Below are 12604 nucleotides of genomic sequence, written 5' to 3' on the forward strand. Positions count from 1 at the left end.
ATTACCAAACGTAGCAAACGACTTCTCCGCCGGATTTCGATTGACGAGCTTCTTTGTCCGTCATGATACCTTTAGATGTCGAGATGATCGCGATTCCCAGGCCACCAAGTACACGAGGTACTTCGTTGCTTTTCGTGTAAACACGAAGACCAGGTTTACTGATTCTTTTCAGACCAGTGATAACGCGCTCGTTATTTTGACCGTATTTCAGGAAAACACGGATAATCCCTTGTTTGTTATCATCGATAACTTCAGCGTCACGGATGAAACCTTCACGCTTCAGGATATCGGCGATTTGTTTTTTCATTGTCGAAGCAGGCATTTCTACCGTTTCGTGACGAACAGTGTTCGCGTTACGAATACGAGTAAGCATATCTGCAATTGGATCAGACATAGTCATTGTGAGTTAACCTCCTTCCCGTTCAGGACTTTTTACCAGCTTGCTTTTTTCACGCCAGGGATCTGGCCTTTATAAGCTAATTCACGGAAGCAAATTCTGCAAATTTTGAACTTTTGCAGGACCGAATGTGGACGTCCGCAACGCTCACAGCGTGTATATGCACGTACTTTGAACTTTGGTGTACGTTGTTGTTTAACTTTCATCGAAGTTTTTGCCACTTAGCCTGACACCTCCTAAATAATTTCGGAGAAAAGGGAGTCTTTCCAGACACCCGGAAACGTTATGCCAACATTACTTAACGAAAGGCATTCCCATTTGCGTGAGCAATTCGCGGGACTCTTCGTCTGTTTTCGCCGTTGTTACGATGACAATATCCATACCGCGGACTTTATCAACTTTATCATACTCGATCTCTGGGAAGATCAATTGCTCTTTCAGACCCAGTGTGTAGTTACCACGTCCGTCGAAAGCTTTGCTCGATACACCGCGGAAGTCGCGGACACGAGGAAGCGTTACGTTGAACAGTTTATCGAGGAAGAAGTACATACGCTCGCCGCGCAATGTTACTTTAACACCGATAGGCATATTCTCACGCAGTTTGAATCCTGCGATAGATTTTTTAGCACGAGTGATTACAGGTTTTTGACCTGCGATCAGTTGCAAATCGCTTACTGCGGAATCCAACACTTTGGAGTTTTGGACAGCGTCGCCCACACCCATGTTGATAACGATTTTCTCGATTTTCGGCACTTGCATTACCGTTGTATAGTTAAACTTCTGCATCAAAGCAGGAGCGATTTCTTGCAGGTAACGTTCTTTCATTCTTGATGCCATGAATCATAGCCCTCCTTTCTCATTCGGTTCAATTAGTCGATAATTTCTCCGGAACGTTTAGCAACGCGCACTTTCTTTCCGTTATCCAAAACTTTGTAACCTACACGGGTTACTTTTCCGCTCTTCGGATCGATGTGCATTACGTTGGAAACGTGAATCGGAGCTTCCTTCTCGATAATGCCGCCTTGCGGATTTTGCTGGTTAGGCTTCTGGTGTTTTTTCACCATGTTAACACCTTCCACAAGGACGCGGTTCTCACGAGGATAAGCAGCGATGACACGGCCTTTTTTACCTTTGTCTTTACCGCTGATCACCATAACCGTATCTTCCTTTTTAACGTGAAGTTTGTTGTTATGGGATTCCAGAACTTTTTTCACTCTTGGCATTTCGTACACCTCCTGTTTCTAACATCACGAGATTAAGCTTTAGATAACTTCTGGAGCCAAGGAAACGATTTTCATGAAGTCTTTATCGCGAAGTTCGCGAGCAACTGGTCCGAAAATACGTGTTCCACGTGGGCTTCTGTCGTCTTTTACAACTACCGCTGCATTTTCATCAAAACCGATGTAGGAACCGTCTTTACGACGTACAGAACGTTTCGTACGAACGACAACCGCTCTAACTACATCACCTTTTTTGACAACGCCGCCTGGTGTTGCTTGTTTTACAGAACAAACGATCAGATCACCGATTTGAGCTGTACGACGTCCCGTACCGCCGAGTACGCGGATACACATCAGTTCCTTCGCACCGGAGTTGTCAGCCACAGTCAAACGTGTAAATGGTTGAATCATTTAGTATTCCTCCTTTCAGCAGTGCTGCTGAGCATTAGATGATAACCGCTTTTTCTACGATTTCAGTAAGTCTCCAGCGTTTATCTTTCGAAAGCGGACGAGTCTCCATGATTTTCACCGTGTCACCGATTTTCGCAGTGTTTTCTTCGTCATGTGCTTTGAATTTTTTAGTAACCTTAATGCGCTTATGGTACAAGTTGTGTTTTTTGTAAGTTTCTACAGCAACAACAATTGTTTTGTCCATTTTATCGCTGACCACTTTACCAGTTTGCACTTTACGTGCGTTACGTTCTTCGCTCATTGTTGGCCTCCTTCCTGATTACGGACGGATTGTACATCCTATCCCTAATTAACCGATTCCCAATTCTCTCTCACGGATAATGGTTTTAGCACGAGCTATTTCTTTCCGCACATCACGGATGCGAGTCGGGTTATCCAGCTGACCGGTAGCTAATTGAAAGCGGAGGTTAAAGAGTTCTTCTTTAAATCCGGCAATCTTTTGCTCGATTTCAGCAGAGGTTAGGTTGCGAAATTCACTAGCTTTCATTTGCTTCACCACCCAATTCTTCACGTTTCACGAACTTCGTTTTGATTGGCAGTTTGTGAGCGGCAAGACGCATTGCTTCGCGTGCAATTTCCTCCGGTACACCAGCAAGTTCAAACATGATCTTACCTGGTTTCACTACTGCAACCCATTTTTCTACGTTACCTTTACCGCTACCCATCCGAACCTCGAGAGGCTTTTGAGTGATTGGTTTGTCTGGGAAAATTTTGATCCAAACTTTACCACCACGTTTGATGTAACGAGTCATCGCAATACGAGCCGCTTCGATCTGACGGTTCGTAATCCAAGCCGGTTCCGTAGCTTGCAGACCGTATTCGCCAAAGTTCAGAGTCGTTCCGCCTTTAGCTTGGCCCTTCATATGTCCACGTTGTTGCTTACGGTGTTTTACACGTTTTGGTACCAACATGATTAGTTGCCTCCTTCCTTAGCAGCTTGTTTCTTAGCCGTAGGAAGAACCTCTCCACGATAGATCCATACTTTTACGCCGATACGTCCGTAAGTAGTATGAGCCTCTGCTGTACCATAGTCAATGTCAGCACGCAGTGTGTGCAGTGGAACAGTTCCTTCGCTGTAGCCTTCAGAACGTGCGATCTCAGCACCGCCAAGACGTCCGCCTACTTGAGTTTTGATACCTTTAGCACCAGAGCGCATAGTTCTTTGAATTGCTTGTTTCAGAGCACGACGGAAAGAAACGCGACGTTCCAATTGTTGTGCAATGCTTTCAGCTACAAGAACAGCGTCCAGGTCTTGGTTCTTAATTTCAGAAATGTTGATGTGTACTTTTTTACCGCCAGCAATTTTCGTAATTTGGTTACGAAGATTTTCAACTTCCGAACCACCCTTACCAATAACCATACCTGGTTTAGCAGTGTGAATCGTTACGTTTACGCGGTTAGCCGCTCTCTCAATTTCTACACGAGATAAAGCGGAGTCTTTCAATTTATTTTTCAGGAATTCACGAATTTTCACGTCTTCCATCAAAAGATCACCGAAGTCTTTGCCTGCATACCACTTAGATTCCCAGTCACGGATAATTCCGACACGGAGTCCGACTGGATTTACCTTTTGGCCCACACATTTCCCCTCCTTCTACTTCTCAGATACCACCAAAGTGATGTGGCTAGTACGTTTGTTAATACGACTTGCACGTCCCATTGCACGAGGGCGGAAACGTTTCATTGTCGGTCCTTGGTTCACGTAAGCTTGCGAGATAACCAAGTTATTAACATCTAAAGAATAGTTATGTTCCGCATTCGCAATAGCGGAGTTAAGCAACTTCTCAACGATAGGAGAAGCGGATTTCGGAGTGTGACGGAGAATGGCAACCGCCTCACCTACTTGCTTGCCGCGAATCAAGTCAACAACGAGTTGAACTTTACGAGGAGCAATCCGGATAAACTTAGCATGTGCTTTTGCTTCCATTGTGTAACCTCCTCTCAAACATTAAAGATGTTCATTTATCTTCTTGTTTTCTTATCATCATCAGTATGGCCTTTGTACGTACGGGTTGGAGCGAACTCACCCAGTTTGTGTCCAACCATGTCCTCAGTTACATACACTGGCACGTGTTTACGACCATCGTAAACGCCAAATGTGTGTCCGATGAATTGTGGGAAAATTGTAGAACGACGGGACCAGGTTTTGATTACGTTCTTCTTACCTGAAGCTTCCATCTCTTCTACCTTTTTGAGCATGTAGCCATCAATGAATGGCCCTTTTTTCAAACTGCGACCCATGTGGAGATCCTCCCTTCAAACGTAGCTATTATGCATCCGCAGATGCCTCACGAAGTTATGCACAGTGTGTATTACTTCGTGCGGCGGCGAATGATGTATTTATCAGAAGCTTTATTTTTCTTACGCGTTTTGTAACCAAGAGTAGGTTTACCCCATGGTGACATTGGCGATTTACGTCCGATTGGAGCACGACCTTCACCACCACCGTGTGGGTGATCGTTAGGGTTCATTACTACACCACGAACCTCAGGACGTTTACCCAACCAACGGCTACGACCGGCTTTACCGATTTTGATGAGCTCGTGGTCTTGGTTACCAACAGATCCGATTGTCGCGCGGCAAACTTTCAAAATACGACGAACTTCTCCGGAAGAGAGACGAACGGAAACGTATTTTTCTTCTTTACCAAGCAATTGAGCTTCTGTACCAGCAGCACGAACCAATTGTCCGCCTTTACCTGGTTTCAACTCGATGTTATGGATAACGGTACCTACTGGAATGTTTTCAAGCGGCAGTGCGTTACCGATTTTGATGTCTGATTCAGGTCCGGAGAATACTTGATCTCCAACTTTCAAACCTTTAGGAGCGATGATATAACGTTTCTCACCATCAGCGTAGTGAATCAGAGCGATGTTAGATGTACGGTTCGGGTCATACTCAATCGTAGCAACGCGGCCCGGTATTCCATCTTTAGTACGTTTGAAGTCGATGATACGGTATTTACGTTTGTGTCCACCACCATGGTGACGAACTGTAATTTTACCTTGGTTGTTGCGGCCTGCTTGTTTGCTCAACGGGGCCAACAACGATTTCTCCGGCTGATTTGTGGTGATTTCCTCAAATGTAGAAACGGACATGTTCCGTCTTGCCGGGGATGTTGGTTTATACTTTTTGATTGGCACTGGGTTTCCCTCCTTACTTCAAAAATTCAATTATACAGTTTCAAAGAACTCAAGCGTTTTGCTGTCTTTTGTCAGCGTTACAAACGCTTTTTTCCATTCGCTAGTATATCCGGAATAACGTCCGTACCGTTTTGGCTTAGCTGGAACACGAAGCGTGTTCACGTTTTTCACTTTTACGTTGAAAATAGCTTCTACTGCCTTTTTGATCTCGGTTTTGTTTGCACGGATATCGACTTCAAATACATATTTCAAGTCGTTCATCATGTCAGCAGTACGTTCCGTAATAATCGGACGTTTTACAATATCACGAGGATCCTTCATTACGCGAGCACCTCCTCTACCTTCTGAACTGCTTCTTTCGTAATGATCAATTTGTCGTGCGAAAGCACGTCAAGAACATTAATGCCGTCAGCAGCTACGAATTTCACGCCTGGAATATTCCGTGCGGAAAGAGCTACATTATCATCATAGCTAGGAGCTACGATCAAAGCTTTACGTCCCACTTTGAGGTTACTCAAGATGGCTGCGAATTCTTTAGTTTTAGGCGTGCTCAACGTGAGAGCGTCCAAAACGATAATGTCATTGTCAAGCACTTTAGATGAAAGGGCTGATTTGATCGCCAAGCGGCGAACTTTCTTAGGCAGTTTATACGCATAGCTCCGTGGTGTTGGACCAAATACGATACCGCCGCCTTTCCATTGTGGTGAACGAATTGAACCTTGACGAGCGCGACCTGTACCTTTTTGTTTCCAAGGCTTACGTCCACCGCCACGTACTTCAGAACGTCCTTTTACTTTGTGGGTACCTTGACGAAGGGAAGCGCGTTGCATAAGAACTGCATCGTACAGAACGTGTTGGTTCGGTTCAATTCCGAAAACCGCATCGTTCAATTCAACTTCGCCTACTTGGCTACCATCTACATTGTAAACTGATACTTTTGGCATTTTGTGTTCCTCCTTTCTTCAGTGGTTATTTTTTCACCGTTTCTTTAACTTTAATGAGACTGTTTTTCGGTCCAGGAATGGAACCTTTCACGAGCAACACGTTACGCTCAGCGTCTACTTTAACTACTTCAAGACGTTGGATTGTAACTGTGTCATGTCCCATGTGTCCTGGCAGGCGTTTGCCTTTAGGAACGCGGTTAGCTTGGATCGAACCCATTGAACCAGGGCCACGGTGGTAACGCGAACCGTGTGACATAGGTCCAGTGCTTTGTCCCCAACGTTTGATAACGCCGGCAAAACCTTTACCTTTAGAAATACCCGTTACGTCAACGAATTCGCCTTCAGCGAAAATGTCAGCTTTCAGTTCTTGGCCAACTTCATATTCTGCGATGTTGATACCGCGAACTTCACGAACGTAGCGCTTAGGGGCAGTGTTCGCTTTTTTAGCGTGACCTGCTTCTGGCTTGTTAGCATTTTTCTCTTTCTTATCGGAGTAACCGATTTGAATCGCTTCGTAGCCATCATTCTCAATGTCTTTCTTTTGCAAAACAACACAAGGGCCTGCTTCGATAACCGTTACTGGAACTACGTTACCTTCAGGAGTAAATACTTGAGTCATTCCGAGTTTTTTTCCTAAGATTGCTTTCATGTTGACACCTCTTTTCCTTTATACATGGTCTTTGTTGTAGCTTGTATTACAATTTAATTTCGATATCTACACCGGACGGCAGATCCAAGCGCATCAAGGCATCCACAGTTTGTGGAGTCGGGTTAACGATGTCGATCAAACGCTTATGTGTGCGTTGTTCGAATTGCTCCCGAGAATCCTTGTACTTGTGCACCGCACGAAGAATAGTAATGATTTGTTTTTCAGTAGGAAGCGGAATCGGACCGGATACACCTGCACCCGAACGTTTTGCTGTTTCAACAATTTTCTCCGCGGATTGATCAAGAATTCTGTGGTCGTAAGCTTTCAAACGAATACGAATTTTTTGCTTTGCCATTTTAGTCCCTCCTTCTATCGCCCAATTTTTTATCGGACATACTCCGTGAAAATTTTCTAGCCACTGTCCCATGGCAAAGGGGCCGGGTGTGCCAGTAACCTCTCACATCATCGCAACGTCACAGAACAACATTCATTATTATATAGAAAAGATGGGCGTATTGCAAGCATATTTAAGAAAAACATTTAAACTTATCTTTTCTGACGAAATGACTTCGTTTATTGCAGTGTTTTTCTTCAATATCCAGGCTGCCTTGCCAATCCTTCTAAACTCGTAAATGATGTTCATTTCGTATGACGCAGGTTCCGAAACTTTACACATAATAAAAGAGTTCTTTATCCGATGTCGGATAAAGAACTCTTCCGAAGCTTCGTTACAATACAATGTTACTCGTTCCAGTACACTGTTGCATATGCTTTATTCAGCGTTAAGCCGAATTATTTTTGGATAGATGCTACGGAACCGGCACCTACTGTACGTCCGCCTTCACGAATGGAGAACTTAGTTCCTTCTTCAATCGCGATTGGGGAGATCAGGGAAACAGTAACAGTGATGTTATCACCAGGCATTACCATTTCAGTACCTTCAGGCAAGTTGATGATGCCTGTTACGTCAGTTGTACGGAAGTAGAACTGTGGACGGTAACCAGTGAAGAATGGTTTGTGACGTCCGCCCTCTTCTTTAGTCAGAACGTAGATTTGAGCTGTGAATTCTGTGTGAGGCTTAACAGAACCCGGTTTAGCCAAAACTTGGCCACGCTCGATGTTGTTACGGTCAACACCACGAAGAAGTGCTCCGATGTTGTCACCAGCTTGAGCGGAATCCAGCAATTTGCGGAACATCTCAACGCCTGTTACAACAGATTTTTTAGTTTCTTCAGTGATACCAACGATTTCAATCTCTTCGCCGACTTTAACAGTACCACGCTCTACACGGCCAGTAGCAACAGTACCACGACCAGTGATGGAGAATACGTCCTCGACAGGCATCAAGAAAGGCTTGTCAGTTTGACGCTCAGGCAGTGGGATATAAGTGTCGATCTCTTTGAACATCTCAACGATTTTTTGAGCCCATTCGCCATCTGGGTTTGCCAGTGCTTCACGAGCGGATCCACGAGTGATTGGAGTATCGTCACCTGGGAACTCATATTCGTTAAGAAGGTCGCGAACTTCCATCTCAACCAATTCCAACAACTCTTCGTCTTCAACCATGTCACATTTGTTCAAGAATACAACAATGTAAGGTACGCCTACTTGACGGGAGAGCAAGATGTGCTCACGAGTTTGTGGCATTGGGCCGTCAGCTGCGGATACTACCAAGATAGCTCCGTCCATTTGTGCCGCGCCAGTGATCATGTTTTTAACATAGTCGGCGTGACCTGGGCAGTCTACGTGAGCGTAGTGACGAGTGTCAGTTTCGTACTCAACGTGTGCTGTGGAGATAGTGATACCGCGCTCGCGCTCTTCTGGAGCTTTGTCGATTTGGTCGAATGCTACAGCAGCACCACCGTAAGTTTTAGACAATACAGTTGTGATTGCAGCAGTCAGAGTTGTTTTACCGTGATCGACGTGACCGATAGTACCGATGTTAACGTGGGGTTTATTACGTTCGTATTTAGCCTTTGCCATTTGAACGTGGCCTCCTTAAAATTATAATTTTATGTTTTCACTGAATGAAGTGCTCCGAAATAAATTCTTATGCACTTGCATCCAGTGTGAGAAAACTACTCGGTGCCTTTTGTTTTAGCAACGATTTCTTCAGCGATGCTCTTAGGAACTTCTTCATAGTGGGAGAGTTCCATGGAGAATACGCCGCGTCCTTGAGTACCGGAACGAAGAGTTGTAGAGTAACCAAACATTTCAGACAAAGGTACCTTAGCACGGATGATTTGAGCTCCACTACGGGAATCCATACCTTCGATGCGGCCACGACGGGAGTTCAACATACCCATTACGTCACCCATGTACTCTTCTGGAACTGTTACTTCTACTTTCATGATTGGCTCAAGCAGAACTGGTTTACACTTGTCTTTAGCCGCTTTAAGCGCCATAGATCCGGCAATTTTAAATGCCATCTCATTGGAATCGACATCATGGTAAGATCCGTCTACAATTGTAGCCTTAACGTCTACAAGCGGGAAGCCTGCAATAACGCCGTTTTTCATTTGCTCTTCAATCCCTGACAGTGCAGGTTGAATGTATTCTCTTGGAACGGAACCACCGACAACCTTACTTTCGAACTGGCTGCCTGTACCCGGCTCGAGAGGTTCGAATTCAACCCATACGTGACCGTATTGACCACGACCACCGGATTGACGTACGAATTTACCTTCAACGCGCGCTGGAGCACGGAATGTTTCACGGTAAGCTACTTGTGGTTTACCCACAGTAGTTTCAACCTTGAACTCACGACGCATACGGTCGATGATGATATCAAGGTGAAGCTCACCCATACCTGCCAAGATTGTTTGACCTGTTTCTTCATCAGTATGAGCACGAAGAGTTGGATCCTCTTCAGTCAACTTGCCGAGAGCAACACCCATTTTATCTTGGTCAGCTTTGGTTTTAGGTTCAACGGCGATTTCGATAACCGGATCAGGGAAGTTCATTGACTCCAGGATAACCGGATTTTTCTCATCACATAGTGTATCACCTGTACCCGTATCTTTCAAACCTACGGCAGCTGCAATGTCACCGGAGTAAACTTCAGTGATCTCTTGACGGCTGTTCGCGTGCATTTGAAGGATACGACCGATACGCTCACGTTTGTTTTTAGTGGCATTCAATACATAAGAACCGGATTGAAGAACACCGGAGTATACGCGGAAGAATGTCAATTTACCAACGTAAGGGTCAGTCATGATTTTGAATGCCAATGCGGAGAAAGGCTCTTCATCAGAGGACTTACGAACTGCTTCAGTTCCATCTTCAAGATGACCAGTGATTGATGGTACATCTGTTGGAGCTGGCAAGTAGTCGATAACAGCATCCAACATCAGTTGAACACCTTTGTTACGGTATGAGGATCCACAGATAACTGGGAAGATCTTAACATCTACAACACCTTTACGGAGTGCGCCTTTGATCTCTTCAATAGTGATCTCTTCGCCTTCCAGGTATTTCATTGTCAATTCTTCATCCAATTCTGCAACACGCTCAATCAATTCGTTACGGAGTTCTTCAACTTGCTCTTTGAATTCCGCAGGAATTTCAGTTTCTTCGATATTTTGACCAAGGTCATCTTTGTACATATGAGCCTTTTGTTCAACAATATCGATAATACCGATGAAATCATTTTCAGCGCCGATTGGAAGTTGAATCGCAACAGCGTTCGCTTGAAGGCGATCACGCATGTCAGATACAACGTTCAGGAAGTCAGCACCGATGATATCCATTTTGTTTACATATGCGATACGAGGTACGCCGTACTTGTCAGCCTGTCTCCATACGGTTTCGGACTGAGGCTCAACGCCTTCTTTCGCACTGAATACACCAACTGCTCCGTCCAATACACGAAGGGAACGTTCAACTTCAACAGTGAAGTCAACGTGTCCCGGGGTATCAATAATATTAACGCGGTGGCCTTTCCAAGCAGCGGTAGTTGCAGCGGAAGTAATCGTAATTCCGCGCTCCTGTTCCTGTTCCATCCAGTCCATTGTCGCAGCGCCTTCGTGTACTTCACCGATTTTGTGCGTACGTCCTGTGTAGAACAAGATCCGCTCAGTTGTCGTGGTTTTACCCGCATCAATATGAGCCATGATCCCGATATTACGTGTATTTTTCAAGGAGAACTCTCTAGCCATGAAATGGGTCTCCCTTCAAAATTGAAGTTTTTTTATTGTGAACTGAATCCTACCAACGGTAGTGAGCAAACGCTTTGTTCGCTTCAGCCATTTTGTGCGTATCTTCACGTTTTTTAACGGAAGCGCCTGTGTTGTTGGAAGCGTCGATGATCTCAGCCGCCAAACGCTCTTCCATTGTTTTCTCACCGCGGTTGCGGGAGTAGTTCACGAGCCAACGTAGTCCCAGAGCAGTACGTCTCTCTGGTTTTACCTCGATTGGTACTTGGTAGTTGGCACCGCCGACACGGCGAGCTTTAACTTCCAGGACTGGCATGATATTCTTGATTGCTGCTTCAAATACTTCCATCGGGTCATTACCCGTACGTTCTTGAATCAACTTGAACGCATTATACAGAATGCTTTGAGCAACACCGCGTTTTCCGTCGAGCATGATGCGATTGATCAAACGAGTAACCAACTTGCTGTTGTATACCGGATCTGGCAACACGTCTCTTTTCGTAACTGGACCTTTGCGTGGCATGGATATCCCCCTTTCTTTCTTGTTCAGCAGATCCTGTACCTTCCAGACCTAAGCCAGAAGGCTCTCAGGTTCTCTGCTTATAATAGTTTAGGCTTTTTTAGCTTTTGGACGTTTAGCACCGTATTTCGAACGAGCTTGCATACGGTTGTTTACGCCTGCAGTATCGAGAGCTCCACGAACGATGTGATAACGAACCCCTGCAAGGTCTTTAACTTTACCTCCGCGGATCAATACCACACTGTGCTCTTGAAGGTTATGTCCGATTCCCGGGATATAAGCAGTTACCTCGAGACGGTTCGTCAAACGAACACGGGCATATTTACGAAGTGCAGAGTTTGGTTTACGTGGAGTCATTGTACCTACACGAGTGCAGACACCACGTTTTTGTGGGGCACTGATGTTAGTAGATTCACGTTTCAAAGCGTTGAATCCTTTTTGCAAAGCTGGAGATTTTGACTTCTCAACTTTTGCTTGACGTCCTTTACGAACCAGTTGGTTAATAGTTGGCATGTGATTGCCACCCCCTTCCTCAAATATTCATGTTTCTTTATAAACCTCTTTTCGCTAAGTCCACAGACCCAGGCGGTTCATAAAAAGACAAATGAAAAGTTTTTGCCTTGGAGAATCCTTAAAAGTTCTCGGACAAAAACGTTCCTTACACTATCATTTTACGACAGCAGCCATAGCTGCTCCCACTCCAATCCCGCAAGCCTTGCCGAGATTTTTCATTGTATCCACTTTCGTGCATTTCACATTGTGCTGTTCACACAGTGCAATGATTTTGGAAGTGAGCTGCGGATCACTATCTTCTGCGACATAGACTTCGGAAGCCATACCTGTCTGCACCATCCGCATGGTCTGTTTGGTACCAATTTTGACATGAGCATCTTGCAAGGCTTTTTCATTAGACATTGTGCATTCCTCCGAATAGAACCATGTACAATCAGCTGCCCACGCACCTTTGATATATTAGCATCTAGCGCAAGCAATGTCAATGCTAATCCTAAAACATTTTTTCAAAAGTTTACGCACATCAGGAATCGTCCACCTGTATTATACAAGCGTCCGCCTCCTGACGTACAAAACTTTCATTTTCCTCTAAA

General features: G+C 44.9%; 21 protein-coding genes. All 21 read right to left on the reverse strand.

Annotation, left to right across the window (positions count from 1 at the left end; genetic code table 11):
• Position 1 precedes the first annotated feature (1 nt).
• Positions 2–400 carry a 30S ribosomal protein S8 gene (gene rpsH, locus MKX75_RS25720; protein ID WP_017692088.1) on the reverse strand — a complete coding sequence of 133 codons (399 nt, stop codon included), beginning with the start codon at positions 398–400 and terminating at the stop codon, positions 2–4.
• 32 nt (positions 401–432) lie between these two features.
• Positions 433–618, reverse strand: a complete 186-nt coding sequence (locus MKX75_RS25725) for a type Z 30S ribosomal protein S14 (protein ID WP_013312154.1) — start codon at positions 616–618, stop codon at positions 433–435.
• Between the two features lie 73 nt (positions 619–691).
• Positions 692–1234 carry a 50S ribosomal protein L5 gene (gene rplE / locus MKX75_RS25730; RefSeq protein ID WP_062836185.1) on the reverse strand — a complete coding sequence of 181 codons (543 nt, stop codon included), beginning with the start codon at positions 1232–1234 and terminating at the stop codon, positions 692–694.
• A 32-nt stretch (positions 1235–1266) separates the two neighbouring features.
• Positions 1267–1620 carry a 50S ribosomal protein L24 gene (rplX, locus tag MKX75_RS25735; protein ID WP_017692086.1) on the reverse strand — a complete coding sequence of 118 codons (354 nt, stop codon included), beginning with the start codon at positions 1618–1620 and terminating at the stop codon, positions 1267–1269.
• 39 nt (positions 1621–1659) lie between these two features.
• Positions 1660–2028, reverse strand: a complete 369-nt coding sequence (gene rplN / locus MKX75_RS25740; RefSeq protein ID WP_017692085.1) for a 50S ribosomal protein L14 — start codon at positions 2026–2028, stop codon at positions 1660–1662.
• A gap of 34 nt (positions 2029–2062) precedes the next feature.
• The gene (gene rpsQ / locus MKX75_RS25745) at positions 2063–2329 is read right to left on the reverse strand and encodes a 30S ribosomal protein S17 (RefSeq protein ID WP_017692084.1); all 267 of its coding nucleotides are present in this window, start codon (positions 2327–2329) and stop codon (positions 2063–2065) included.
• Between the two features lie 48 nt (positions 2330–2377).
• Positions 2378–2575: a 50S ribosomal protein L29 gene (gene rpmC, locus MKX75_RS25750; protein ID WP_017692083.1), complete on the reverse strand. Its 198-nt coding sequence runs from the start codon at positions 2573–2575 to the stop codon at positions 2378–2380.
• The gene (rplP, locus tag MKX75_RS25755; protein WP_017692082.1) at positions 2565–2999 is read right to left on the reverse strand and encodes a 50S ribosomal protein L16; all 435 of its coding nucleotides are present in this window, start codon (positions 2997–2999) and stop codon (positions 2565–2567) included. Before rplP ends, rpmC begins: the two co-directional genes overlap by 11 nt.
• Positions 3000–3001: 2 nt before the next feature.
• Positions 3002–3667, reverse strand: a complete 666-nt coding sequence (gene rpsC, locus MKX75_RS25760; protein ID WP_076334122.1) for a 30S ribosomal protein S3 — start codon at positions 3665–3667, stop codon at positions 3002–3004.
• A gap of 15 nt (positions 3668–3682) precedes the next feature.
• Entirely contained in the window at positions 3683–4015 is a 333-nt protein-coding gene (gene rplV, locus MKX75_RS25765; protein WP_024633583.1) for a 50S ribosomal protein L22, read from the reverse strand.
• 35 nt (positions 4016–4050) lie between these two features.
• Positions 4051–4329, reverse strand: a complete 279-nt coding sequence (gene rpsS, locus MKX75_RS25770) for a 30S ribosomal protein S19 (RefSeq protein ID WP_062836183.1) — start codon at positions 4327–4329, stop codon at positions 4051–4053.
• A 71-nt stretch (positions 4330–4400) separates the two neighbouring features.
• Positions 4401–5231 (reverse strand): 50S ribosomal protein L2, encoded by an 831-nt coding sequence (gene rplB, locus MKX75_RS25775; RefSeq protein WP_017692078.1) that lies wholly within the window; start codon positions 5229–5231, stop codon positions 4401–4403.
• 30 nt (positions 5232–5261) lie between these two features.
• The gene (gene rplW / locus MKX75_RS25780) at positions 5262–5552 is read right to left on the reverse strand and encodes a 50S ribosomal protein L23 (RefSeq protein WP_017692077.1); all 291 of its coding nucleotides are present in this window, start codon (positions 5550–5552) and stop codon (positions 5262–5264) included.
• Positions 5552–6175, reverse strand: a complete 624-nt coding sequence (gene rplD, locus MKX75_RS25785) for a 50S ribosomal protein L4 (RefSeq protein ID WP_017692076.1) — start codon at positions 6173–6175, stop codon at positions 5552–5554. Before rplD ends, rplW begins: the two co-directional genes overlap by 1 nt.
• Positions 6176–6200: 25 nt before the next feature.
• Entirely contained in the window at positions 6201–6824 is a 624-nt protein-coding gene (gene rplC, locus MKX75_RS25790; protein WP_024633587.1) for a 50S ribosomal protein L3, read from the reverse strand.
• Between the two features lie 46 nt (positions 6825–6870).
• Positions 6871–7179 carry a 30S ribosomal protein S10 gene (rpsJ, locus tag MKX75_RS25795; protein WP_017692074.1) on the reverse strand — a complete coding sequence of 103 codons (309 nt, stop codon included), beginning with the start codon at positions 7177–7179 and terminating at the stop codon, positions 6871–6873.
• Positions 7180–7616: 437 nt separating this feature from the next.
• Positions 7617–8807: an elongation factor Tu gene (tuf, locus tag MKX75_RS25800; RefSeq protein WP_062836181.1), complete on the reverse strand. Its 1191-nt coding sequence runs from the start codon at positions 8805–8807 to the stop codon at positions 7617–7619.
• 95 nt (positions 8808–8902) lie between these two features.
• Positions 8903–10981, reverse strand: coding sequence for an elongation factor G (gene fusA, locus MKX75_RS25805; protein WP_062836180.1), 2079 nt, complete (start codon positions 10979–10981; stop codon positions 8903–8905).
• Between the two features lie 49 nt (positions 10982–11030).
• Positions 11031–11501: a 30S ribosomal protein S7 gene (gene rpsG, locus MKX75_RS25810; RefSeq protein ID WP_018753997.1), complete on the reverse strand. Its 471-nt coding sequence runs from the start codon at positions 11499–11501 to the stop codon at positions 11031–11033.
• 87 nt (positions 11502–11588) lie between these two features.
• Positions 11589–12011, reverse strand: a complete 423-nt coding sequence (gene rpsL, locus MKX75_RS25815; protein ID WP_017692070.1) for a 30S ribosomal protein S12 — start codon at positions 12009–12011, stop codon at positions 11589–11591.
• Positions 12012–12164: 153 nt separating this feature from the next.
• Positions 12165–12413 (reverse strand): ribosomal L7Ae/L30e/S12e/Gadd45 family protein, encoded by a 249-nt coding sequence (locus MKX75_RS25820; protein WP_017692069.1) that lies wholly within the window; start codon positions 12411–12413, stop codon positions 12165–12167.
• Positions 12414–12604 lie beyond the last annotated feature (191 nt).

The organism is Paenibacillus sp. FSL R5-0341 (genome assembly GCF_037975235.1).
GTDB classification, from domain to species: domain Bacteria; phylum Bacillota; class Bacilli; order Paenibacillales; family Paenibacillaceae; genus Paenibacillus; species Paenibacillus amylolyticus_A.